General features: G+C 69.6%; 22 protein-coding genes and 2 tRNA genes. 6 read left to right on the top strand and 18 right to left on the bottom strand.

Annotation, left to right across the window (positions count from 1 at the left end; all coding sequences use genetic code 11):
- The first annotated feature begins 12 nt into the window (after positions 1–12).
- Complete coding sequence (locus tag CYL12_RS16570; RefSeq protein WP_101848533.1) at positions 13–231, top strand: hypothetical protein; 219 nt, start codon at positions 13–15, stop codon at positions 229–231.
- Here CYL12_RS16570 and CYL12_RS16565 read toward each other — a convergent pair.
- The 12 genes from CYL12_RS16565 to CYL12_RS16510 all read right to left on the bottom strand — a co-directional run bounded on the left by CYL12_RS16565 (position 212) and on the right by CYL12_RS16510 (position 10,754).
- Entirely contained in the window at positions 212–745 is a 534-nt protein-coding gene (locus tag CYL12_RS16565; protein WP_101848532.1) for a DUF1697 domain-containing protein, read from the bottom strand. The genes CYL12_RS16570 and CYL12_RS16565 overlap by 20 nt on opposite strands.
- The gene (locus tag CYL12_RS16560; protein WP_101848531.1) at positions 742–1,323 is read right to left on the bottom strand and encodes an isochorismatase family protein; all 582 of its coding nucleotides are present in this window, start codon (positions 1,321–1,323) and stop codon (positions 742–744) included. The genes CYL12_RS16565 and CYL12_RS16560 overlap by 4 nt, the downstream gene beginning before the upstream one ends.
- Positions 1,324–1,400: 77 nt before the next feature.
- Positions 1,401–1,473, bottom strand: a tRNA-Thr gene (locus CYL12_RS16555).
- Between the two features lie 69 nt (positions 1,474–1,542).
- Positions 1,543–3,096 carry an alpha/beta hydrolase gene (locus tag CYL12_RS16550; protein WP_199399158.1) on the bottom strand — a complete coding sequence of 518 codons (1,554 nt, stop codon included), beginning with the start codon at positions 3,094–3,096 and terminating at the stop codon, positions 1,543–1,545.
- On the bottom strand, positions 3,093–4,250 hold the full coding sequence (locus CYL12_RS16545) for a DNA polymerase III subunit delta' (RefSeq protein WP_101848530.1): 1,158 nt from the start codon (positions 4,248–4,250) through the stop codon (positions 3,093–3,095). The genes CYL12_RS16550 and CYL12_RS16545 overlap by 4 nt, the downstream gene beginning before the upstream one ends.
- 88 nt (positions 4,251–4,338) lie before the next feature.
- Positions 4,339–4,968 carry a dTMP kinase gene (gene tmk / locus CYL12_RS16540; RefSeq protein WP_101848529.1) on the bottom strand — a complete coding sequence of 210 codons (630 nt, stop codon included), beginning with the start codon at positions 4,966–4,968 and terminating at the stop codon, positions 4,339–4,341.
- Complete coding sequence (gene topA / locus CYL12_RS16535) at positions 4,965–7,829, bottom strand: type I DNA topoisomerase (protein WP_101848528.1); 2,865 nt, start codon at positions 7,827–7,829, stop codon at positions 4,965–4,967. Before topA ends, tmk begins: the two co-directional genes overlap by 4 nt.
- Positions 7,830–7,907: 78 nt before the next feature.
- Positions 7,908–8,237: an Rv3654c family TadE-like protein gene (locus CYL12_RS16530; protein WP_101848527.1), complete on the bottom strand. Its 330-nt coding sequence runs from the start codon at positions 8,235–8,237 to the stop codon at positions 7,908–7,910.
- Positions 8,237–8,623, bottom strand: coding sequence for a TadE family type IV pilus minor pilin (locus tag CYL12_RS16525; RefSeq protein ID WP_233486783.1), 387 nt, complete (start codon positions 8,621–8,623; stop codon positions 8,237–8,239). Before CYL12_RS16525 ends, CYL12_RS16530 begins: the two co-directional genes overlap by 1 nt.
- A complete protein-coding gene (locus CYL12_RS16520; RefSeq protein ID WP_101848526.1) occupies positions 8,620–8,826 on the bottom strand; it encodes a DUF4244 domain-containing protein in 207 nt (68 codons plus the stop codon). Before CYL12_RS16520 ends, CYL12_RS16525 begins: the two co-directional genes overlap by 4 nt.
- Before the next feature lie 30 nt (positions 8,827–8,856).
- Positions 8,857–9,705 carry a type II secretion system F family protein gene (locus CYL12_RS16515; RefSeq protein WP_233486782.1) on the bottom strand — a complete coding sequence of 283 codons (849 nt, stop codon included), beginning with the start codon at positions 9,703–9,705 and terminating at the stop codon, positions 8,857–8,859.
- Positions 9,706–9,749: 44 nt separating this feature from the next.
- A complete protein-coding gene (locus tag CYL12_RS16510) occupies positions 9,750–10,754 on the bottom strand; it encodes a TadA family conjugal transfer-associated ATPase (protein WP_101848525.1) in 1,005 nt (334 codons plus the stop codon).
- A 398-nt stretch (positions 10,755–11,152) separates the two neighbouring features.
- Here CYL12_RS16510 and acs point away from each other — a divergent pair, with 398 nt between their 5' ends.
- Entirely contained in the window at positions 11,153–13,120 is a 1,968-nt protein-coding gene (gene acs / locus CYL12_RS16505; RefSeq protein WP_101848524.1) for an acetate--CoA ligase, read from the top strand.
- Between the two features lie 83 nt (positions 13,121–13,203).
- Here acs and CYL12_RS16500 read toward each other — a convergent pair whose 3' ends face one another.
- A complete protein-coding gene (locus CYL12_RS16500; protein WP_101848523.1) occupies positions 13,204–13,662 on the bottom strand; it encodes a RidA family protein in 459 nt (152 codons plus the stop codon).
- Positions 13,659–13,883 carry a DUF4177 domain-containing protein gene (locus tag CYL12_RS16495; protein ID WP_025104267.1) on the bottom strand — a complete coding sequence of 75 codons (225 nt, stop codon included), beginning with the start codon at positions 13,881–13,883 and terminating at the stop codon, positions 13,659–13,661. The genes CYL12_RS16500 and CYL12_RS16495 overlap by 4 nt, the downstream gene beginning before the upstream one ends.
- Positions 13,884–13,972: 89 nt before the next feature.
- Between CYL12_RS16495 and CYL12_RS16490 the strand changes: the two genes are divergently transcribed.
- From CYL12_RS16490 to CYL12_RS16475, 4 genes are all read left to right on the top strand, one after another.
- Positions 13,973–16,534, top strand: coding sequence for a transglycosylase domain-containing protein (locus tag CYL12_RS16490; protein ID WP_233486781.1), 2,562 nt, complete (start codon positions 13,973–13,975; stop codon positions 16,532–16,534).
- Positions 16,525–17,466: a metallophosphoesterase gene (locus tag CYL12_RS16485; protein ID WP_101848522.1), complete on the top strand. Its 942-nt coding sequence runs from the start codon at positions 16,525–16,527 to the stop codon at positions 17,464–17,466. Before CYL12_RS16490 ends, CYL12_RS16485 begins: the two co-directional genes overlap by 10 nt.
- A gap of 158 nt (positions 17,467–17,624) precedes the next feature.
- A tRNA-Pro gene (locus CYL12_RS16480) sits at positions 17,625–17,701 on the top strand.
- A 155-nt stretch (positions 17,702–17,856) separates the two neighbouring features.
- A complete protein-coding gene (locus tag CYL12_RS16475) occupies positions 17,857–18,624 on the top strand; it encodes an HAD-IIB family hydrolase (RefSeq protein WP_101848521.1) in 768 nt (255 codons plus the stop codon).
- A 92-nt stretch (positions 18,625–18,716) separates the two neighbouring features.
- Here the strand turns inward: CYL12_RS16475 and CYL12_RS16470 are convergent, their stop codons facing one another.
- The 4 genes from CYL12_RS16470 to CYL12_RS16455 all read right to left on the bottom strand — a co-directional run bounded on the left by CYL12_RS16470 (position 18,717) and on the right by CYL12_RS16455 (position 23,022).
- Positions 18,717–19,994 carry an alpha-hydroxy acid oxidase gene (locus CYL12_RS16470; RefSeq protein WP_101848520.1) on the bottom strand — a complete coding sequence of 426 codons (1,278 nt, stop codon included), beginning with the start codon at positions 19,992–19,994 and terminating at the stop codon, positions 18,717–18,719.
- Between the two features lie 10 nt (positions 19,995–20,004).
- Complete coding sequence (locus CYL12_RS16465) at positions 20,005–20,727, bottom strand: FadR/GntR family transcriptional regulator (RefSeq protein ID WP_101848519.1); 723 nt, start codon at positions 20,725–20,727, stop codon at positions 20,005–20,007.
- Positions 20,728–20,886: 159 nt separating this feature from the next.
- Entirely contained in the window at positions 20,887–21,540 is a 654-nt protein-coding gene (locus CYL12_RS16460) for a thymidine kinase (protein WP_101848518.1), read from the bottom strand.
- Positions 21,541–21,549: 9 nt separating this feature from the next.
- Positions 21,550–23,022 (bottom strand): malate:quinone oxidoreductase, encoded by a 1,473-nt coding sequence (locus tag CYL12_RS16455; RefSeq protein ID WP_101848517.1) that lies wholly within the window; start codon positions 23,020–23,022, stop codon positions 21,550–21,552.

Here is a 23,022-nt window from a genome sequence, read left to right as displayed (position 1 = left end):
CACGCTGGTCCCATGACCTCCCCCGACACCCATCCGATCCCCCGGCTCGCCTCCCCCACCGACACCCACGAGCACGCCTGGCTCGTCGAGTCGCGCCATCCCACCAGCGAGGGCATCGTGCTGTACGTCCGCTGCGTCGAGTGCGATTCTCGCCGCGTCGACGTCGCCGTGCATGCCCGGGTGCCACCGGCCGCGCTGAGCCGCGCGGTGGTCATGCCGTCAGGGCGATGAGCTTCCGCACGGTGCGCAGGTTACGGGCCGTCCCGGCCACCCCGAGCGCGCGGTCGAGCACCGCCTTCGTGAGTTTCGTCGAGTGCACTCCCCCGGCGGCGTAGTCGATCCACAGATCGTCGCCGACCAGCGCGAGCCGCTCCCCCGGCACGAGACGCTCGTGCAGGGCCTCGAGGGCGCCGGATGCCGGAGTCCCCTCGAGGAACATCGCATGCACAAGCTTCAGATCTCCCTCCGGGAAGGGCTGAGCCGTCTCGGACGCCGCCAACTCGGCGTGCGTGCGGTGGATGACCGGGGTGTCGACGCCGAACTCACGCGCGATCAGCGCCCGCACCGTCGCGCAGGACGCCGCCGGTTCCGCCGGTGTCGCGCAGACGATGTTTCCGCTTGCGATGTAGGTGGAGACGTCCTCCAGGTCGGTCTTGGCGCCGAGGGCTTCCCGCAGCCGGGTCATGGGTACGCTGCTGCGTCCGCTGACGTTGACCGCGCGGAGGAGGAGGACGCTGTGGCTCACGCCTCTGCGCTCTCGAGGAGCTCGGCACCGGCATGCGCGAGTTCGGCGAGGGCTGCGGCGCTGGGCCCGGGCGCGACCCCGGCGATGAGGTCGGTGAGGACCCGGACGCGCACGCCGTGGGCGATGGCATCGAGCGCGGAGGCACGGACGCAGTGATCCGTGGCGATGCCGACGACGTCGGCCGTGACGACGCCGGCTGCGCTCAGCACCGCGGCGACGGTCGCACCGTCGTCGGTGGTTCCCTCGAACATCGAATACGCCGGCCGCCCCTGCCCCTTGCGCACATGGTGCGTGACGCTGTCCGTCACGAGCAGCGGGTCGTAGTCCGCCCCCGGCGTGCCGGCGACGCAGTGCACGGGCCACGAGTCGGAGTAGTCAGGAGCCGCGGAGAAGTGCCCGTCGTTGTCCCCGTCGGCATCGTGCCAGTCCCGGGAGGCCACGACGACCTCGTAGTCGGCGGCGTGGGACGCGAGGTAGGCGGAGATCGCGGCGGCCACCGCATCGCCGCCCGGGACCGCGAGGGCGCCCTCCTCGGTGAAATCGTTCTGCACATCGACGATGAGAAGCGCTCTGCTCATCCTCCGAGCGTACGCCCCGCGGCCGGACCGGGAACGAGGAAACCCCCGGGATCACGAGGATCTCGGGGGTTTTCCTGAGCCGCTTGTCAGAATCGAACTGACGACCTTTTCATTACGAGTGAAATGCTCTGCCGACTGAGCTAAAGCGGCGTGCGACGCGTGAGCGGCGCGATCACCGATATTACCCTGTCTCGCGCTCGCTCGCGAATCGAGGCTCGCTCACTCGCAGCGCAAGCCGTCCTCCGGCACCACATCTTGGAGGAGGAAGGCCTCCACCGCCTCGTCGACGCAGACGTTGCCCTTGTTGTAACCGGTGTGGCCCTCGCCCACGCGCGTGATGAGGACGCCCTCGGAGAGCTGGTCGGCGAGCGACTCCGACCATTCGTATGGCGTCGCGGGGTCGTTGGTGGTGCCGACGACGACGATGGGACCGGCGCCCTCCGCCGCGATCTTCTCGCGTGTGCCGGTGGGCGGATACGGCCACACCTCGCACGGGTCGGGTCCGGACCAGTACGGCGCGATCGTCGGAGCCCCCTCGGCGATCTTCTTCTCGGTGGCGGCCTCGGCCGCGGGATCGTCTTCGACCGGGTAGTCCATGCAGTTGTACGCACGGAACGCCTCGGTCGAGTTATCGATGTAGGTGCCGTTCTCCCGGCCGTTGTAGAAGTCTGCGAGCAGGAACGCCGTCGTCGGGTCGCCCTGCAGCGCCTCGTCCAGCGCCTGGGTGAGGATCTCCCAACTGTCCTGCGAATACAGGGCCGCGATGATCGCCGTCATCATGGCGTCAGCGCCCATGAGGCGACCGTCGCCGTTCTGCAGCGGTGTGCGATCGGCGCTCGCCAACAGCGCGCCGAGATCGGCCATCGCCTCATCCACCGTGCCGTTGAAGGGGCACGAGCCGGAGTCGAGACAGTTCTGCATGTACGCCCGCAGCGCCGACTCGAAGCCGAGCGCCTGGGTGGCACCGACCTCGAGACCCGGAACGGAGGGATCGATCGCGCCGTCGAGCACGAGTCGGCCCGCCTTCTCCGGGTAGAGCTTCGCATAGGTCGCGCCGAGGAACGTGCCGTACGAGTAGCCGAGGTAGTTGAGCTCCTTGTCCCCCAGCACGGCCCGGAGCAGGTCCATGTCGCGCGCCGCGTTCACCGTCGTGATGTAGGGCAGGATCCCCTCGCTGTTGGCATCGCACGCCTCACCGAAGGCACGGGCCGAGTCGAGCAGCTCGGACTCCCACTCCGGGGTGCCCCGTGAGGCCGACGGAATGCCGTAGAGATACTCGTCCATCTCCTTCGCGTCGTAACAGGTGACGGCGGTGGAGGCCCCGACCCCGCGGGGATCGAAGCCGATGACGTCGTAGTGCTCGATGAGGGCCGGACCCACCGCGTACTCGAGGCTGCCCTGGATGAGATCGACACCGCTGGCACCGGGCCCTCCGGGGTTCGTGAGCAGCGAGCCGACCGCCTCGCCCTCGGCGCGGTGCCGCACCACGGCGAGTTCGATCTCCCCGGCACTCGGGTCTTCCCAGTCGAGCGGGGCGGTGACGGTGGTGCAGTCGAATCCCTGGCCGCACTCGGTCCAGTCCAGGCCCTGGGAGTAGTAGGGCAGGAGGTCTTCGGCGACGCCCTCGGTGTCCGGGGTCTTCTCCACGGCCGGCTTCGAGGACTGCTCCGGAATCATGGCGTACAGGCACCCGGAGAGCGCGACCGAAGCGGCAGCCAGGCCGGCGACGATGGCCGCGGTGCGACGGAGGCGGGACAGGGATCGAGTCTTCACGGTTTCCTCCCGCTCGTGACGGTCACGAGCAAACTCTCGAGCGCGAGCAGCGGGGCGACGTTGCGCTCCAGCGCCTCACGGGTCTCGGCCAGGTGATCGAGCACGACGAGCGTACGCTCCACGTTCCAGGCGGCGGCGAGGCCGGCCAGCTCGGCGTGAAGTTCGCGATTGATGAGATCGTCGCCGCGGCCGTACTGCAGCATCACGACATCGCGGAAAAGGGACTGCAGGTCGGTGAGCACACGGTCGATGCCGTCCCGCAGACTCCGGGTCGCCCGCTTCTTCTGCTCGTCCTCCAGTGCCGACACCTGCGCACGCAGCGCCGGAGGCACCGCCTGCCCCTCGGCGACTCCGACGGTGCGAAGGAGAGCGGCGCGTTCTGACGCGTCCCGTTCGGCGGTCAGGGCCTTGGCGTCCTCCGTCGCCGCCTGGATGATGCGGCCTGCGACCTCGACGGCGTCGTTGACCCCACGAACGCCCATCACCGCGCGCAGGGTCTCGTCGCGGCGCCGCCGGGCGGCGTCGTCGGTGGCGAGACGCTGGGCCATGCCGATGTGGCGCTGCGCGTGGCGAGCGGCCTGCTCGGCCACCGCCTCGTCGACTCCCGTGCGGAGGCTGATGAGGCGGGACACGTCAGCCACATCGGGCTCGCGAAGACGGAGCGACCGCACGCGCGACCGGATCGTCGGGAGGAGGTCAGCTTCGCTCGGGGCGCAGAGGATCCAGACGGTCTGCTCCGGCGGCTCCTCCAGTGCCTTGAGCAGCACGTTCGAGGTGCGCTCGACCATCCGGTCGGCGTCTTCCACGACGATGACCCGATAGCGGCCGGCGGACGGGGCGAAGTACGAGCGTTCGACGAGGGCACGCGCTTCGGCGATCGTGATGATCACCTTGTCGGTGCGCAACGCTGTCACGTCGGGATGCGTTCCGGCGAGCACCTGCCGCATGGTGGCCTCGTCATCCGGCCCTTCGGCGATGAGCGCGGCGGCGAAGGCATAGGCGAGCGTCGATCGCCCCGACCCCGGAGGGCCGGTGATCAGCCAGGCATGCGAGAGCGCCGCGGGATCGGACGAGGCGGCGCGCAGCGTCTCGACGGCGGCCTCCTGCCCCCACACGTCGGCCCACGGGAAGGGTGCGGCGAGGGTCGAGGGCATGCACTCAGCCTAATCGGGACCGCCGACGCTCCCACCACTCGCCGGCGGACTGTGCATTCCGTCCGGACGACGGCGCCTCCGGGGCGGATCAGTCGAAGAGTGCGGAGACGCGGGCGCGTATGCGGTCCGCGATGCGCTCCGGTGCCGCCGCGGCGTCGATCACGAGGAACCGCGTCGGCTCGGCGCGGGCCAGTTCGAGGTAGGCGTCGCGAACCCGGGCATGGAACGCCTCCTTCTCGGCCTCCAGCCGGTCGAACGGCTTGTCGGCCGAGTCGAGGCGCGTGCGCGCCGTCGCCGGATCGAGGTCGAGGAGGACGGTCAGGTCCGGGAGCGCGCCCTCCGCTGCCCACAGGGACAGATCGCGGATCTCCGTGGCGTCGAGCACACGTCCGGCGCCCTGGTACGCGACCGAGGAGTCGAGATAGCGATCCTGCAGGACGATCTCGCCACGGGCGAGCGCCGGGCGGACGACGGTCGCGACGTGGTGCGCGCGATCGGCGGCGTACAGCAGCGCCTCCGCGCGCGGCGCGATGTCGCCGCGGTGGTGGAGCACGATGTCGCGGATGAGCTGCCCGACCTCGGAGCCGCCCGGCTCCCGGGTGCGTACGACCTTCCGGCCACTCTGCTCCAGCCAGGTGGCGAGGAGGTTCGACTGGGTGGTCTTCCCGGAGCCGTCCCCGCCTTCCAGCGTGATCCAGAGGCCGGGGCCTGCGGTCACGAGTCCGCCTTCTCGGCCGCCTTCGCCGCCGCGTTCGCTGCGCGGGTCGCCGCCGCCTTCTTCGCCGCGGCCGAGCGGGATGCGGAGGTGGTCGACGTCTTCGCCGTGGACTTCTTCGCGGTGGAGGCGGCTTTCTTCGCCGGAGCCTTCTTCGCCGGGGCCTTCTTCGCCGGGGCCTTCTTGGCCGCTCCGCGCTTGGGCGCCGGGCCCTTGGCGCGCTTGTCGGCGAGCATCTGCACGGCGATCTCGAACGTGATGTCGTCCGGGGTCTGTCCGCGCGGGATCGTGACGTTCGTCTCACCGTCGGTGACGTACGGCCCGAACCGGCCGTCCCGCACACGGATGGGCTTGCCGCTCACCGGGTCGGCCTCGAACTCGGCCAGCGCGCTCGATGCCCGACGGGCGCCGTACTTGGGCTGCTGGTAGATCTCCAGCGCCTGCTCCAGAGTCACGTCGAAGATCTGCGACTCGCTCTCCAGCGATCGGGAGTCGGCACCCTTCTTCAGATACGGACCGAAGCGCCCGTTCTGCGCGGTGATCTCGTCACCCGTCTCCGGGTCGACACCGACGACGCGGGGCAGGCTCAGCAGCTGCAGCGCGGTGTCGAGGTCGATCGTGTCCACCGACATCGAGCGGAACAGCGAGGCGGTGCGGGGCTTGGGCGCCGCTTCCTTCTTCGCGCCGCGCTTCCCCTTCGCGCTGGGCGCCTGAGCCTGTCGAAGGTCGACGACCTCACCGGTGGCCTCATCGACGACGGCATCGTCGGAGACCGGATCGTTCTCCTGCACGTAGGGGCCGAAGCGTCCGTCCTTGACGACGACGACCTTGCCGTTCTCCGGGTTCACCCCGAGGACACGGTCGCCGGCGACCGGCGCGTCGATGAGCTCCTGGGCCTTCTCCGCCGTGAGCTCGTCGGGCGCGAGATCCTCGGGGACGTTGACGATCCGCGGCTTGGCCTCCGGATCCTTCGGGTCCGCCACCTCGAGGTAGGGGCCGTACTTGCCGAAGCGCAGCGTCGCGGTGTCGGTGATCCGCGTCGAGTTCAGCGCCCGGGCGTCGATCTCCCCGAGGTTGTCGACGACCTGCCGAAGACCCACATGCGAGTCGGAGCCGAAGTAGAACGACTTCAGCCATTCCACGCGGTTCTGCTCGCCGCGTGCGATGGTGTCGAGGTCGTCCTCGAGCGCCGCGGTGAAGTCATAGTCGACGAGCTCGGCGAAGTGCTCCTCGAGCAGACGCACCACGCTGAACGCGAGCCACGTCGGCACGAGGGCCTGGCCGCGCTTGACCGCGTACCCGCGATCGAGGATGGTCTCCGGGATCGTGGCGAAGGTCGAGGGACGGCCGATGCCCTTCTCCTCGAGCACCTTCACCAGCGAGGCCTCGGTGTAGCGCGGCTTCGGCGTGGTGCGGTGACCCTTCGCCTCCGCGGCGGACACGGCCAGCTCGTCGCCGACGGAGACGGCGGGCAGGGACTGGTTCTCCGCGGCGTCGGCGTCGCTGCGCTTCTCGTCGCGACCCTCCTCGTACGCCTCGAGGAAGCCCTTGAACGTGTAGACCGTGCCGGAGGCGGTGAACTCCGCCGTCTGGCCGTCCGCCTCGACCGCGATGGTGACGGTCGTCGTCTCGTACTTGGCGTCCGACATCTGGCTCGCGACGGTGCGCTTCCAGATCAGGTCGTATAGCCGCTGCTCCTCGCGGTCGAGCTCGCCGGACAGCGAGGACGGTGTGCGGAAGTTCTCCCCCGAAGGACGGATCGCCTCGTGCGCCTCCTGGGCGTTCTTGCTCTTGGACTTGTAGACGCGCGGCTTGAGCGGCACCGCGTTGTCGCCGTAGAGAGCCACGGCCTGGCTCCGCGCCGCCTGCACCGCCTGGGTGCTCAGCGCCGTGGAGTCGGTTCGCATATAGGTGATGTACCCCTTCTCGTAGAGGCGCTGGGCGACGCTCATCGCCTGCTTCGCGCTCATCGAGAGCTTGCGCCCCGCCTCCTGCTGCATCGTGGAGGTGGTGAACGGCGCGTAGGGGCTGCGAGTGCCGGGCTTCGCCTCGACCTTGGTGACGGTTCCCGCGCCTGCGGCGTCCACCGCGCGGGCCAGGGCCGATGCCTTGGCCTCGTCGAGGACGACGACCGCCTTCTTGAGCTTGCCGGTGTCGTCGAAGTCGGATCCGCGGGCGAGCTGCCCGCCGTCCACGCGCACCAGGCGGATGCGGAAGGACGTACCGGTCGCAGCGGCATCGGCGTCCACGTCCCAGTACTCCGCGGAGACGAAGGCCATGCGCTCCCGCTCGCGGTCGACGATGAGGCGGGTCGCGGCGGACTGCACGCGACCTGCCGAGATCCCCGTCTTGACCTTGTACCAGAGCACGGGCGAGACGTCCCAGCCGTAGAGGCGGTCGAGGATGCGCCGGGTCTCCTGCGCGTCGACGAGGGCGTGGTCGAGTTCCCGGGTGTTGCCGACCGCGGCCTGGATCGCGTCCTTGGTGATCTCGTGGAAGACCATGCGCTTGACCGGCACCTTGGGCTTGAGCGTCTCCAGCAGGTGCCAGGCGATGGCTTCGCCCTCGCGGTCCTCATCGGTGGCGAGCAGGACTTCGTCGGCATGCTTGAGCGCGCGCTTGAGCTCGGCGACCGTCTTGGTCTTGCGGTCAGAGACCACGTAGTAGGGGTCGAAGCCGTTGTCGATGTCGATGGAGTACTTGCCGTACGCCTTCTTGTCCTCGGCCGGGATGTCCTTCTTGTCGGCGAGGTCGCGGATGTGCCCGACGGAGCTGAGCACCTCGTAACCGTCGCCGAGGTATCCCTGAATAGACCGCATCTTCGTCGGGGACTCGACGATGACGAGCTTCTTGCCTTCAGCCAAGGGGCGTCCTTTCTTCGAAGCACACCATACACACCGCTATCCAGGGTCGTTCACAGCGGGCGAGGGGTAGAGCCGCCGTCATGGTTCTTCGGGTGGCCCGGCGCGGGCTCGGGAGACGGCAGCGAGTCCAGCGTACGCCGCCTCCACCGACACGGTCGCCACGTACCCTTCCAGCGAACAGCTCGTGAGGGTCGCCCCGGTCGCGGCAGCGACCCTCGCCGCGAGGGTGCACGGCTCCTCGCCGGTCGGGACAGCGCCGCTCGCGGAATCGGCGGCGGCGAGCGCGGCGGCGTCCGCTGCCCCTGCCGCGCGCTGAGCGGTGACGGCCGCGCCGCCCAGCGCAGCGAGGCCGACGGAGAGCGTCGCGCACACAACGAGGAGGGTGGCCCCGAGCGCCGAGCCCGCCATCAGCGTCCCCCGTCCAAGGCGCAGCTCGAGGCGCGCAGCGGAAAGCTGATGACGGCGCCGACCGAGACCTGAAGCGTGGCCGTTGCACACACGAGATCGTCCGTGCGACCGAAGGAGGCTCCGGCGCCGGGGACCGCTCCGTGCACGACCCGGGCAGCCGAGGACGGATCCTCCCCGCGCCCGAGCAGCCGTGCGGCGTCGGCGGCCGCATCCTGCAGTGCCACCTGCCGAGACCCCGCCGCGAGGGCCCCGACGCCCAGCAGCAGCACCAGCACCACGGCCGGGAGCGCCAGCGCGAGTTCCGCGGCGACCGCGCCCCCGTCACTGCGCCACCGTCGGCGCACCGCACCACCACGACGAAGGTCGTGCTCACGGGGCAGGGTCATGACACGGTCAGGGCGCGGCGGACGAGGCCCGCGAGGATTCCGCGCACCTCGTCCGAGCGCATGACGGCCACCAGCAGCCCGGCGAACGCCACGGCGGCCATGGTGGTGATGGCGTACTCCGCGGTCGCCGCACCGGTGTCGTCGCCGAAGAGCGCGACAGCGCGACGGCGGTTCAAGGTGGGGAGGGTGTCATTCATCTTCATTCCTCTTTCTTCTCGGTGGTTTCGGAGCAATCACGTGGGCAGCGGTGTGGCGGCGAGCACGCTGAGCAGGAGGGGCGCGACCCCGAGCAGGAGGAACGCCGGCAGTGTGCAGACGCCGAGCGGAAGCAGGAGGCGGGTGGAGAGTCGGGCGGCGCGGAGACGACCGCGGACCCTCGCGCGATGCCGGTCCTGCGCCGCCGTCGCGCGGAGCAGTTCCACGGCCGGGACGCCCGCCGCGCGAGACAGCTCGAGCACCTGCTGCACGCGACCACGCCCCGCGGGATCGACGACCCCCGTCTCGGACGCGAGTTCGACCGCGCGATCGATCGGCGCGCCACCGGTGAGTCCCACCGCGACGAGTTCCGCCGCCAGTCCTGGCGTGCCGGGTTCCGGACGCGCGCGGCGCAGCAGCCGCCCTGTCCAGAGCCGCGCGGCGACGACGAGCAGCAGGCCCGCGGCGACGCACGCGGTCCCCAGCGGGTTGCCGACGATGACGCCCAGAGCGTCGAACCCCAGTGCGACGCCGAGCAGCAGACCGGCCAGCGGCATCCAGAGCAGGAGCCGAGCCGTACCCGCGGGCTCGGCCAGCGCCACCTGCACGTCGTCCGCCGCGGACGCCGCATCGCGCAGCGCCTCGGCGATCGCGCGCAGCGTCTCCGCCAGCGGTGCGCCCACGGTCGTGGCGATCTCCCACGCCGCCGCCAGTTCCCGCCACATGCCGCCCTGCGCCTCGATCGCGGCGACCAACGGCACGCCTTGATCTGTCCGCGCGAGCACGGCCGCCGCAACGGGGTCTCCCGTCGACGCGAGATGGCGCCAGGCGACGACCGGTATGGCTCCGGCCTGCAGCAGCACCGCGAGCGTCAGGACCGAATCCACGGCGTCAGGCTGCTCCCCCGGCGCCGACGTGCGTGCGAAGAGTCTCACCACGGCGCGACCTCCTCGATCGCCAGGCGATCTGCCGCCATCACGAACCGGCCGGCCTTCGCGATCCTCCGCATCCCGTCCGATGTCCGTTCGAGGTGCAGCACGACCGTGAAGGCGCTGACCGCCTGGCGGGCGAGTGCGACCGCGTCCATGCCGGCGAGTGCGCCCAGCGCCTCCAACCGGGCGGGGACGTCAGCAAGACCACTGGCGTGCAGGGTGCCGGCGCCGCCGTCGTGCCCGGTGTTGAGGGCGGTGAGCAGCTCCCTGATCTCTTCGCCGCGGCACTCCCCCACGACCAGACGGTCCGGGCGCATGCGGAGGGACTCCCTGACCAGTCGCGCGAGATCGATTCCTCCCGCTCCCTCGAGGTTGGCCTGCCGCACCTCCAGCGCCACGTGGTGCGGATGCTCGGGCCTCAGCTCCGCGACGTCCTCGATGGTGACGATCCGCTCATCGGGCGGAACGGCGGACAGCAGCGCCGACAGCAGCGTCGTCTTCCCGGCGCCCGTGCCACCGGTCAGGAGGAGGTTGGCACGGTCCCGCACGAGGGTGTGCAGCCAGCGCTGCTGCAGGGCGTCGAAGGCTCGGCGCCTCGCCAGCGCGTCGAGGTCGGCCGCCTGCACCCGGGGAATCCGGATGGAGACGGCGGTGCCCCGCGTCGACACCGGCGCCAGGACGGCGTGCACCCGAACGCCTGAGCCGAGACGCACATCGACGCACGGCGTCTGATCGTCGAGATGCCGACCACCGAGCGCCACGAGGGCGACAGCGAGCTCGCGGATCTCGCGTTCCGTCGCCCGCCAGGAGGGCACGCGGGACGCACCATTCCCCTTGTCCACGAACAGCGCATCGGCGCCGTTGAGGAAGACGTCCGTGACCTCATCGTCGAGGAACGGCGCGAGCGGAGCGAAGGCCGGCTCCCGCCGGAGCCTTTCCTGTGGGCTCCGCGGCGCCTCGGCGGATCCGGAGAGCCGAGGCTGAATGACGAATCGATCGGGCATACGGCGAAGCTAGGCGGCACGTGCGGCACCTCGGGTGGCTGCCGGTGCGGTCGCTCGGATCCTGTGCACAAGCCAGCGCCCAGTCCCACGGTGCAGGAACGCCTCGATCGCGCGCCGTAGGAAGGGAGCGCTCCCACGAGAAAGGGCGGCACCTCACGGGGGGAATGAGATGCCGCCCACGGCGGCTCTCGATCGGGGGAATCGGGCACGCCAAGGCCGGAATGAGATTTCGGCTGTCGTCGAGTGTACGCAAGGCGACCGTCCTGACAAAACCCGCTCCACTACCGACTTTCGGCGGTACTCCGCCGTAGGGGGCGGGGATAGATTCGCCCTGACCTGGTCGCGTCCCCCTGCGACCACGCCTGCACGACCCGAACGCCGCAAAGGAGCGCCTGCCGATGAGCAGTCAGATCGATCACCTTCTCGACGAGACCCGGCGCTTCGCGCCGTCGGAGGAGTTCGCCGCCCAATCCGTCGCCTCGCAGGAGCTCTACGAGCGCGCCGCGGCCGACCGCGAGGGCTTCTGGGCCGACCAGTCCCGCGAGCTCGTGCACTGGCACAAGCCCTTCACCCAGGTCCTCGACTGGAGCAACCCGCCCTTCGCCAAGTGGTTCGACGACGGCGAGCTCAACGTGGCTTACAACTGCCTCGACCGGCACGTCGACGCCGGGAACGGCGACCGCGTCGCGCTCTTCTGGGAGGGCGAGCCCGGCGACAGCCGCCGCATCACCTACGCCGAGCTGACGGACGAGGTCAAGCGCGTCGCGAACGTGCTCGAGGAGCTCGGCATCGGTCAGGGCGACCGCGTCGCGATCTACCTGCCGATGATCCCCGAGGCGATCGCCGCGATGCTCGCCGTGGCGCGCGTCGGTGCGATCCACTCGGTCGTCTTCGGCGGCTTCAGCGCGGACAGCCTGCGCTCCCGGATCGACGACGCCGGCGCCAAGCTCGTCATCACGGCGGACGGCGGCTACCGCAAGGGCCGCGTCTCAGCGCTGAAGCCGGCGGTCGACCAGGCCCTGGCCGACCGCGGGGAAGGCGAACAGCAGACCGTGGAGCACGTGCTCGTGGTCCGGCGCGGCGAGAACGAGGTGGAGTGGACCGACGGCCGCGACCTCTGGTGGCACGATGTGGTCCCGGCCGCCTCCGCCGAGCACACGGCACAGGCCTTCCCCGCCGAGAACCCGCTGTTCATCCTCTACACCTCGGGCACGACGGGGAAGCCGAAGGGCATCCTGCACACCTCCGGGGGCTACCTCACCCAGGCGGCGTACTCGCACAAGAACGTCTTCGATCTGAAACCGGAGACGGACGTCTACTGGTGCACCGCCGACATCGGCTGGATCACCGGTCACAGCTACGTCACCTACGGCCCCCTCGCGAACGGCGCGACCCAGGTGCTCTACGAAGGCACACCGGACACCCCGCACCCGGGCCGCTGGTGGGAGCTCATCGAGAAGTACAAGGTCTCGATCTTCTACACGGCCCCGACCGCGATCCGCTCGTTCATGAAGATCGGCCGCAGCGTCCCGCAGAAGTTCGACCTGTCGTCGCTGCGCGTGCTCGGCTCGGTGGGCGAGCCCATCAACCCCGAGGCCTGGATGTGGTACCGCGAGGTCATCGGCGCCGGCACGACCCCGATCGTCGACACCTGGTGGCAGACCGAGACCGGCGCGATCATGGTGTCGGCGCTTCCCGGCGTCACCGCGACGAAGCCCGGCTCCGCGCAGGTGCCGCTGCCCGGCATCTCGATCGACGTGGTGGACGAACAGGGTGAGGAGGTCGGCAACGGCAACGGCGGCCTCCTCGTCATCACGGAACCCTGGCCCAGCATGCTGCGCGGCATCTGGGGCGACCCGGAGCGGTTCCGCGAGACGTACTGGGAGAAGTTCGAGAAGCAGGGCTACTACTTCGCCGGCGACGGGGCGCGGCTCGACGAGGACGGCGACCTCTGGCTCCTCGGCCGGGTCGACGACGTCATGAACGTCTCCGGCCACCGGTTGTCGACCGCGGAGATCGAATCGTCGCTCGTCGCGCACGAGGCCACCGCGGAGGCAGCCGTCGTCGGCGCCTCGGACGAGACCACCGGCCAGGCGGTCGTGGCGTTCGTGATCATCAAGGAGAGCTACCTCTCCGCTCACGACCCCGCAGGACTCGCGCAGCAGCTGCGGCTCTGGGTGGGCGAGCAGATCGGCGCGATCGCCCGTCCCCGGGACGTCTACATCGTCGGCGAGCTGCCGAAGACCCGCTCCGGGAAGATCATGCGGCGACTGCTGCGCGACGTCGCCGAGGGGCGCGAGGTGGGCGACACCACGACGCTCGCCGACACCGCCGTGATGAGCATCATCTCCGCGCAGGTCAAGTAGCGCGAGACCCCGGTTACACGTCGAGACCCCCTGCTGCGAATGCGTGCAGCAGGGGGTCTCGACGATTATGCGGGGTCTCGGGGCTACGCGAGACGGAACGTCACCTCGACCTCGACGGGGCTGCCGAGCGGCAACTCCGCCACACCGACGGCCGCGCGGGCGTGCCGGCCCTCTTCGCCGAAGATCTCACCGAGCACCTCACTCGCACCGTTGATGACGGCGGGCTGTCCGGTGAAGCCCTCCGCGGAGCCCACGAAGCCGCCCACGCGGACGACACCCGCGATGCGGTCGACACCGCCCGCGACGTCGGCGGCGGCGGCCAGCGCGTTCAGCGCGCACGTGCGCGCGTAGGCCTTCGCGTCCTCCGCGGACACCTCAGCGCCGACCTTGCCGGTCGTGGGGAGGGCGCCATCGACGAACGGGAGCTGGCCCGAGGTGTAGACGAGGCCTCCGTGCACGACGGCCGGCACGTAGGCGGCGACCGGCGCGGCGACGGCGGGCAGTTCGATGCCGAGCTCGGAGAGACGGGCGGCGATGCTCATGCCTGGCCTCCCTCGAACTGGCGCGAAGCCTCGGCGGCGGCGGCGAGACCGGCGTTGGTCGAGCCGTCCGTCGTCACGGGGCGCTTGAAGTAGGCGACCAGACCGCCTTCGGGACCCTGCACCACCTGGACGAGCTCCCAGCCCTGCTTGCCCCAGTTGTTGAGGATGGCCGCGGTGTTGTGGATCAGCAGCGGCGTGGTGAGGTACTCCCACGTGGTCATGGCACTCCTGTCGATCAGGGCGCGTCCAGGGCAGACCGGGCCGCGCTCGTCAAAGCCGGTATTCAGGGAACTCCCCTACGATCAAGCGTATGCCCCAAAAGAACCGCACGGTGAAGGGCGTGCTCGGCGGTCTCGTCGGGCTCGTCGGACTGAGCGCCATCGCCGGTCTGCTGGTCACCGCCAGCGTCACCCCCGTCCTCGCGATGACCGGCGTCGCCGGCACCACCGCATTGACGATCTTCGACGAGCTGCCCGAGGTGCTGAAGGTCGACACTCCGATGGAGCAGTCCACGATCTACGCGACGAGCCCCGAGGGTCAGCCCGTCGTCCTGGCGTCCTTCTACGAGCAGAACCGCGTTCCGGTCACCTACGAGCAGGTCTCCCCTGTCCTCTATGACGCGATCCTCTCCAGCGAAGACAAGAACTTCTACACGCATGGCGGGGTCAACCTGGGCGCGACCGTCAAGGCGCTCGTCGACAACGTGCGCGGCACCTCCAGCCGCGGTGCCTCGACGATCAGCCAGCAGTTCGTGAAGAACGTCCGCATCCAGCAGTGTGAGCAGAACGTGAACACCGCTTCCGAGACCTACGCCGACGACCTGCAGCAGTGCTGGCAGGACGCGACGAACGCGTCCGGCGTCGACGGCATCGAGCGCAAGCTCCAGGAGATGCGCTACGCCATCCAGATCGAGAAGGACTACTCGAAGAACGACATCCTTCTCGGCTACCTGAACATCGCGAACTTCGGCGGCACCGTCTACGGCATCGAAGCCGCGGCGCGCTACTACTTCTCCACGACCGCCGCGAACCTCACTGTTCCTCAGGCCGCGACGCTGGCCGGTATCGTGCAGAACCCCAACACCTACCGCATCGACAAGCCGGAGGGGACGTACACGACCGACGACGGCGTCGCCCACAACTCCGCCGAGGACGGCTACAAGGACGCGAAGGACCGCCGCGACTACGTGCTGGGCCGCATGCTCGCCGACAAGAAGATCACCAAGGCCCAGTACGACGAGGCGATCGCCTCGGCGATCGAACCCGCCATCACCGTGCCGGTCCAGGGCTGCGCGGCGGCGGGCCGCAACGCCTACTTCTGCCAGTACGTGAAGTCGATCGTCGAGAACGACGAGGCCTTCGGCGCCGACATCCAGGAGCGTCGCGACCTGCTCCGCCGAGGCGGCCTGAAGATCTACACCTCGCTCGACTTCCGCGTGCAGGACCCCGCGGCCCAGGAGATGGCCAACGTCGTCCCGGCGAACTTCGACAACAAGTACTTCGGCGCCGCCGGCGTTTCCATCGAGGTCGGCACCGGACGCATCCTCTCCATCACCCAGAACACGATGTTCTCCGAGACGCCGACCACCGATCAGGCGTACTCCTCGCTCGTGTTCGCCGGTGACCAGAAGTTCGGCAAGTCCGGCGGATTCCAGGTGGGGTCGACGTACAAGCTGTTCACCCTCATCGACTGGCTCGAGAAGGGTCACTCGGTGCGGGAGAACCTCAACGGCACCGTGCAGACCAACCTGAGGATCCCCGTCTGCGGGAGCCCGCAGCCGACGAACACGGCGGAGATCGGCAACTTCGGTCGCAGCCGCGGGTATCCCGGGACTCCCATGACCTTCACGGCGCAGTCCCTCAACAGTGGCTACTTCGCCATGGCCTCCAAGCTCGACGTCTGCGACATCAACAAGGTCGCCGACAAGATGGGCGTCACGCTGGCCAACGGTCAGAAGGTCACCGAGGAGAACGTGCCGTACGACGTGCTCGGCCCCAAGAACATCTCGCCCATCGCGATGGCCAACGCGTACGCGACGGTCGCCAGCGGCGGCACGTACTGCACTCCGCGCGCGATCGACAAGGTGATCGACGCAGAGGGCAAGGAGCGGGAACTCCCGAAGGCGTCCTGCACGGAGGGCGTCCTGTCCCAGGAGGTCGCGGCGACCGCGGCGTACGCGCTGCAAGGCGTCATGGCCGGCGGAGGGACCGGTTCGCGGGCCAACCCGTTCGATGGAACCCCGCTGATCGGCAAGACCGGAACCCACGACCTCTGGTCGACGATGATGATCGAATCGAGCACGAAGGTCGCCACGGCGGTGTGGGCGGGACGCTCGAACGGCAACCACGACAACGTCTTCAACGTCTGGACCGGAAGCCACCTCCTCAACGAGGTGCGCTACCCGCTCGCGAGAACCGCTCAGCATGCCGCGAACATGGCGTACGGGGGCGATGCGTTCCCTCAGCCGGACGGCAACCTCATCCGTCAGGTCCGCGTCGACGTGCCGAACGTGGTGGGACAGTCGGTCGAGGAGGCCACCGCCACGCTCGATCGCGCCGGCTTCACGGTGTCGGTGGGCGAGCCCGTCGACAGCGACCAGGCGACCAACATCGTGGTGGCGCAGGATCCCAGCGGTCAGGCCGCGATCGGCTCCACCATCACGATCTCGCCCAGCAACGGCAACGGAGCGACCGTCCCCGACGTCACCGGCAAGAGTCCGACCGCCGCCAACGCCGCTCTCATCGCGGCCGGTTTCACCACGGTCGAGCGCGCAGGGTCGTGCAACGCGGAGGACGCCACGGTGACCTCGACCGACCCCGCGGCGAACACCGCGGCGACGAAGTCCACTCCGATCAGGGTGACGTGCAAGTAGGCGCGCCCCGCGCGGCGCACCCGGCCCTCATCGCGCTCGGCGCGGTGGGGGCCGTCGGTGCCGCGGCCGCAGTCTGGGGCTTCGGAATCGAGCGCTACCTGTTCACCGTGCGCGTCGCGACGGCGAAGGCGCTTCCGGAAGGGGCGGCCCCGCTGCGGATCCTGCACATCTCCGACGCTCACATGGCACCGTGGCAGCGCCGGAAGCAGGACTGGCTCGCCTCACTGGCCGAGCTCGAGCCCGACCTCATCGTCAACACCGGCGACAATCTGGGGCATGAGGACGGCCTACAGGGCATCCGCCGCGCTTTCGCGCCCTTCGCGGGCATCCCCGGTGTGTTCGTGCACGGCTCCAACGACGTGAACGCCCCGTCGCCTCGAAATCCGCTGCGCTACTTCGCCGGCCCCTCGCAGAAGGTCCGGCAGCCGGCGCTGCTCGACACGGATGCGATGGACCGGTACTTCACGGACGAGCTCGGGTGGGCCGACCTGAACAACACCGCCGCGCGGTTGACCGTCCGCGACGCCACGGTGGATCTGTTCGGCGTCGACGATGCGCACCGCGACTGGGAGCGCCTCGACCTGCTCCCCGCCGCCCTCGACGCTCTCGGCCCCCGGGCGGACGAGACGCCCGTACTCGGCGTCACGCATGCCCCGTATCAGCGCGTGCTCAACGGTTTCATCGACCTCGGCGCGGATGCGATCCTCGGCGGGCACACGCACGGTGGGCAGGTGTGCCTCCCGGGATACGGAGCGCTCGTCGCGAACTGCGACATCCCGCTGAAGCAGGCGAAGGGACTCAGCACCTGGACGCACGAGGGACGTTCGGTGCCGCTGAACGTGAGTGCGGGCTGCGGCCACTCGATCTACGCGCCCGTACGTTTCGCGTGCCGGCCGGAGGCGACGCTGCTCACCCTCACGGCCCGGACCTGATCCCGATGACGCACCACGGCGCAGGGACGACCGAAGACGGCGGTCCTCGCCTGTGACGTGCGGGGCAGGGCTGGCGCGGCGCGCTGCCGCCCAGGCCGACGTGAGCGCTCGATTCGGCGCTGGAGACATTTCGCTGTAGACTCGGAGGGTTGCAAAAACGGGGTGTGGCGCAGCTTGGTAGCGCGCTTCGTTCGGGACGAAGAGGTCGCAGGTTCAAATCCTGTCACCCCGACCAGTAACACGAGAAGGCCGCCCGCAGGGCGGCCTTCTCCGTATCGGGATGTCACGCCTCCCTCTCGTCGAAGTGCTCGCGAATGTTCTCGCGTCGCACTGCGTAGCGCTCGCAGCCGCACCGTTCTCACGGACAGGAACGCCTACAGTGGAAGCATCATGACATCGCCCTCTCTCATCGCCTTCGACCTCGATGACACCCTCGCGCCGTCCAAGGGCACGATCGACCCGCAGATCGCCATCCTGCTCGGCGAGCTTCTGAGGTCGGTGGACGTCGCGATCATCTCCGGTGGCAACGAGGCGCAGTTCCGCACGCAGGTGGTCGCGCAGCTCGGGGACGCCGACCCGACGGCGCTCGCCCGCCTGCACCTGCTGCCGACCTGCGGGACCCGGTACCTGCGCCATGACGGCACCGACTTCGTGGCCGTGTATGCCCACGATCTGAGCGAGGGCGAGAAGTCAGCCGCTCTCACCGCGCTGCGCGAGGAGGCGGAGCGACTCGGGTTGTGGGAGGCGGAGCCCTGGGGTGAGATCCTCGAGGACCGCGGCTCGCAGATCACGTTCTCGGCCCTCGGTCAGCAGGCGCCGCGCGATGCCAAGCACGCCTGGGATCCGACGGGCGCGAAGCGCGGTGCCCTGCGCGATGCCGTGGCCGCTCGCCTCCCCGGCCTCGAGGTGCGCTCGGGCGGCTCGACGTCGATCGACATCACCCGCGCCGGAATCGACAAGGCCTTCGGCATGCAGCAGCTCGCCACGCACACCGGCATCGAGCTGACCGCGATGCTCTTCTACGGCGACCGCCTCGATGAGGGCGGCAACGACTACCCGGTCCTGGCGCTCGGAGTCCCCTCCGTGGCCGTCGAAGGCTGGGAGGACACGGCCGCCCGTCTGCGCGAACTGCTGCCGACGCTGACCGCCCGGGTCTGACCGCTCGGCACGCCTGCACGACCGGAGGACGCCCGCACGACGGGTGGGTTGAACTCGTCGTGCCGGCGTGCCCCGGTCGTGCAGCTGAGCGGTCAGTGCACCTCGACCCCGGCGGCGCGGGAGACGGGCACCAGGCGCGTGAGCTGGGTCACGTGCGCGGGCTCGAGTTCTGCCAGAGAGGCGACGCCGAGCAGCCGCATCGTGCGCTCGATCTCTCCGCGCAGAATGGCGATCGTGCGGTCCACACCCTGGCGTCCGCCCGCCATCAGGCCATAGAGGTAGGCGCGGCCGATCAGCGTGAAGTCGGCCCCGAGCGCGACTGACGCCACGATGTCCGCGCCGTTCATGATGCCGGTGTCGATCATGACCGTGAAGTCGTCGCCGACAGCTCGGCGCACCTCGGGCAGGAGGTGGAAGGGGATCGGCGCACGGTCGAGCTGCCGGCCACCGTGGTTCGAGAGGACGATACCGTCGACGCCGGCATCCCGGAGGCGGACAGAGTCCTCGACGTTCTGCACGCCCTTGATGACGATCTTGCCGGGCCAGATGTCGCGGATGACGGCGAGGTCGTCGTAGCTGATGGTCGGGTCCATCGCGGCGTCGAGGAGCTCCCCCACGGTACCGCCGGTCGTGCTCAGCGACGCGAACTCCAGCTTCGGGGTGGTCAGGAAGTCGAACCACCACCAGGGTCGTGGGATGGCGTTGATGATCGTGCCGAGGGTGAGCTGCGGCGGGATGCTGAAGCCGTTGCGCTTGTCGCGGAGACGGGCGCCGGCGACCGGGGTGTCGACGGTGAACTGCAGCGTGTCGAACCCTGCGGCCGCGGCGCGACGGGCGAGTTCATAGGAGATCTCGCGGTCGCGCATGACGTACAGCTGGAACCAGTTCCGAGCGGGTACGGGGCCCTGAGGCTCCCGGACCGCCGCCGCCTTGACATCCTCGATGGACGTCGTCCCGAGGGTGGACAGCGTGAACGGGATGCCGGCGGCGGCGGCGGCCCCGGCGCCGGCGATCTCGCCCTCGGTCTGCATGAGCCGAGTGAACCCGGTCGGCGCGATACCGAACGGGAGCGCGGAGGGACCGCCGAGGATCTCGACGGCCGTGTCGACGTCCGGCGCCGGCTTGAGGATGCCGGGGTGGAACTCGACGTCCTGGAACGCCTGGCGGGCCCGGCTCAGCGACAGCTCACCCTCCGCGGCGCCGTCGGTGTAGTCGAACGCGGCCTTGGGGGTGCGGCGTTTGGCGATCTTCCGCAGATCGTCGATGGTGAGCGCGGCGTCGAGACGGCGCTTGCGACCGTCGAGCTCGGGCTTCTTGAACTTCATGAGCTCCAAGAGCTCGGCGGGATTGGGGAGCTGGCGCTGGACCATGTTCTGCCTCTCAGTTCTGCGGGGTGATGGCGCGGGTGAGGCCCGCGGCGGTGTAGTAGCCGGTGATGTGGGCACGGACGAGGCGGCGGGCGGTGTCCGCATCCCCGTCGTCGATCGCGGCGACCAGCGCACGGTGCTCGGACCGCAGGCGATCGGCCATGCGGCCCCAGTCGTCCACGGTCGCCGCCCCGGCGAGGACGTACGACTCGATGGCGGACCGGAGCCCCGCCATCATCGCCGCGATGACCGTGTTGCCGCTGCCCTCGGCGAGCGAGAGATGCAGTTGCGCGTCGAGGGCGAGGAACTCGGCCGGGGCGAGGGCCTCGTCGTCCATCGCAGCGAGCAGCTCGTGTGCTCGGGCGGTGTCACGGTGCGCGGCGGCAGCCATGGCATCGACGACCGCGTCCTCGAGCACGAGACGCGTGCGGACCACGTCATCGAGCGGGAAGCCCTGTGCGGCCACCTGGAGGCGCAGGAGCGCGGACATGCCGCCGGTGGGCGTGGCGATGACGATGGCGCCCGCCTGCGGCCCGGAGCCGGTCGCGGTGCGGATGAGTCCGAGCACTTCGAGCACCCGGAACGCCTCGCGCACGCTCGATCGTCCGACACCGAGGTCGCCGGCGAGATCGCGTTCCGACGGCAGCCGGTCGCCCGGCCCCAGTCGCCCCTCGAGCAGATCGCGCTCGATGTGCTCGAGCACGAGCCGCCACGCCCGCGCCGGCTGCTCCGTCATCCCGCCTCCTGTGGTCTGACCACAGACTAGCGCGTGTGGTCAGACCACGTAAAGCCCTGCCGCTCCGATACTCGCCCCACCCCTTTACGCGCGCTCCGGCCCCGTGCGGGCGCACGCACAGGGGTGGCTCGACTGGAAGGGGGTGGGTCGACGGGAGGGTCAGCCGAGACGGCCGCCGGACTCCTCCAGGTAGCAGGTGCCGCACAGGGACTCGTACGTCGTGAGCTCCGGCGAGGCGGAGCCGTCGGCGCCCTCGTCGATCGCGACCTGGTCGCCGTCGAAGACGAAGCGCCCGCCGACCACGCGGCCGTTGAACACCGCCTTGCGCCCGCAGCGGCAGATGGTCTTGAGCTCCTCGAGGGAGTGCGCGATGGCGAGGAGCCGGGCGGAGCCGGGGAACGCCTGGGTGCGGAAGTCGTTGCGGATACCGTAGGCCATGACCGGGATGCCCTCCTCCACCGCGATCCGGAAGAGGTCGTCGATCTGCGCGGGAGTGAGGAACTGCGCCTCGTCGATGAGGAGGCAGGCCACGTCCACCGGGCCGGTCGGAAGGAGTTCCTCCTCCGTCGACCGTCGCATGCGCTCCCGGTGGACGGCGAAGAGCACCCGGGCATCGTCTTCGGGGCCGATCAGGAAATCGACCGGCCGCGTGACCCCGAGGCGACTCTCGATCTGCCCAGCACCCTTGGTATCGATCGCAGGCTTGGCGAGGAGCACGTGCTGGCCGCGCTCCTCGTAGTTGTAGGCGACCTGCAGCAACGCGGTCGACTTGCCCGAGTTCATCGCGCCGTAGCGGAAGTAGAGCTTCGCCACGGTCCGGGGTCAGGCGTTGATGCCGAGGACGGCGGCGGTGGCGGTGGTCGACTCCTCCGCGAGCTCCGCGTCGCCGTTGAGCTTCCGGCCGAAGGTGGGGATGAGCTCGCGCAGCTGCGACTCCCAACCCGGGTACTCCCCGGGGAAGCACTTCTTCAGCAGGTCGAGCATGATCGGCACGGCCGTCGAAGCCCCGGGGGATGCACCGAGGAGGCCGGCGATCGAACCGTCGCCCGAGGCGACCACCTCGGTGCCGAACTGCAGCACGCCGCCCTTCTTCGGGTCCTTCTTCATGACCTGGGCACGCTGACCGGCGTCGATGAGCGTCCAGTCCTCGTCCTTGGCGGTCGGCATGAAGGTACGGAGGCTGTCGACCTTCTTGCGGTGGTTCTTCATCAGTTCGCTGATGAGGTACGTGATGAGGTCGGGGTTGGCGAACGCGACCCGCAGCATCGGCCACAAGTTGTGCGGGCGAACCTGCGTGACGATGTCGAGCATCGAGCCGTTCTTGAGGAACTTCGGGCTGAACGTCGCGAACGGTCCGAACATCAGCGAGGCCTCGCCGTCCACGACGCGGGTGTCGAGGTGCGGGACCGACATCGGCGGCGCACCGACCGAGGCCTGCGAGTAGACCTTCGCCTTGTGCTGCGCGACGATCTTCGGGTTCGTCGTCTTGAGGAACTGGCCGCCGATCGGGAAGACGCCGTAGCCCTTGATCTCGGGGATGCCGGAATTCTGCAGGAGCTTCAGCGCCCACCCGCCGGCGCCGACGAACACGAACTTCGCCTTGATCTCGTTCGGAGTGCGGCCGACCGTCGTGCGGTACTTGATGAGCCAGGTGCCGTCCTTCTGACGCTTGAGGGACTTGACCTCGTGGTTCGTGCGCACCGAGACGCCCGAGGCGCGAAGATGACCGAAGAGCTGATGCGTGAGCGCACCGAAGTCGACGTCCGTGCCGGCAGGCACCCGGGTGGCCGCGAACGGCTCCCCCTTGCGGCGCTTCTGCATGAGCAGCGGCGCCCACTGGTTGATGACGCGGGAGTCCTCGCTGTATTCGATACCCGCGAACAGGGGCTGCTCCTTGAGCACCTCGTAGCGCTTCTTGAGGTAGGCGACATCCTTCTCGCCGCGCACGAACGTCATGTGCGGCGTCGCGTTGATGAAGGTCGACGGCTCGTCCAGCACGCCCTTGTCGACGAGGGAGGACCAGAACTGGCGGCTCTGCTGGAACTGCTCGTTGATCGAGATCGCCTTGGCGGGGTCGAGCGGAGCGTCGCCCTGCTGCGGCATGTAGTTCAGCTCGCACAGCGCGGCGTGCCCGGTCCCGGCGTTGTTCCACGGGTTCGAGCTCTCCTGCGCCACGTCCGACAGCCGCTCGAAGGCGACGATCTTCCAGTCCGGCTGCAGCTCGTGCAGCAGGGTACCCAGGGTGGCGCTCATGATGCCACCGCCGATCAGGACGACATCGACGTTTTCAGTCAC

It is taken from the genome of Zhihengliuella sp. ISTPL4, assembly GCF_002848265.1.
In the GTDB taxonomy this organism is placed as follows: Bacteria; Actinomycetota; Actinomycetes; order Actinomycetales; family Microbacteriaceae; genus Microbacterium.
Note: the sequence above shows the minus strand (reverse complement) of the source record. Positions and strands in the feature narration are given on the sequence as shown.

Excerpts from the sequence above, each read along its gene's own strand:
- CYL12_RS16570 (WP_101848533.1), top strand. The coding sequence starts at position 13 with ATGACCTCCCCCGACACCCATCCGATCCCCCGGCTCGCCTCCCCCACC.
- CYL12_RS16525 (WP_233486783.1), bottom strand. The coding sequence starts at position 8,623 with ATGACCCTGCCCCGTGAGCACGACCTTCGTCGTGGTGGTGCGGTGCGC.
- CYL12_RS16495 (WP_025104267.1), bottom strand. The coding sequence starts at position 13,883 with ATGACCACGTGGGAGTACCTCACCACGCCGCTGCTGATCCACAACACC.
- acs (WP_101848524.1), top strand. The coding sequence starts at position 11,153 with ATGAGCAGTCAGATCGATCACCTTCTCGACGAGACCCGGCGCTTCGCG.
- CYL12_RS16510 (WP_101848525.1), bottom strand. The coding sequence starts at position 10,754 with ATGCCCGATCGATTCGTCATTCAGCCTCGGCTCTCCGGATCCGCCGAG.
- CYL12_RS16530 (WP_101848527.1), bottom strand. The coding sequence starts at position 8,237 with ATGGCGGGCTCGGCGCTCGGGGCCACCCTCCTCGTTGTGTGCGCGACG.
- CYL12_RS16475 (WP_101848521.1), top strand. The coding sequence starts at position 17,857 with ATGACATCGCCCTCTCTCATCGCCTTCGACCTCGATGACACCCTCGCG.
- CYL12_RS16560 (WP_101848531.1), bottom strand. The coding sequence starts at position 1,323 with ATGAGCAGAGCGCTTCTCATCGTCGATGTGCAGAACGATTTCACCGAG.
- CYL12_RS16465 (WP_101848519.1), bottom strand. The coding sequence starts at position 20,727 with ATGACGGAGCAGCCGGCGCGGGCGTGGCGGCTCGTGCTCGAGCACATC.
- CYL12_RS16470 (WP_101848520.1), bottom strand. The coding sequence starts at position 19,994 with ATGGTCCAGCGCCAGCTCCCCAATCCCGCCGAGCTCTTGGAGCTCATG.
- CYL12_RS16490 (WP_233486781.1), top strand. The coding sequence starts at position 13,973 with ATGCCCCAAAAGAACCGCACGGTGAAGGGCGTGCTCGGCGGTCTCGTC.
- CYL12_RS16500 (WP_101848523.1), bottom strand. The coding sequence starts at position 13,662 with ATGAGCATCGCCGCCCGTCTCTCCGAGCTCGGCATCGAACTGCCCGCC.
- CYL12_RS16545 (WP_101848530.1), bottom strand. The coding sequence starts at position 4,250 with ATGCCCTCGACCCTCGCCGCACCCTTCCCGTGGGCCGACGTGTGGGGG.
- CYL12_RS16520 (WP_101848526.1), bottom strand. The coding sequence starts at position 8,826 with ATGAAGATGAATGACACCCTCCCCACCTTGAACCGCCGTCGCGCTGTC.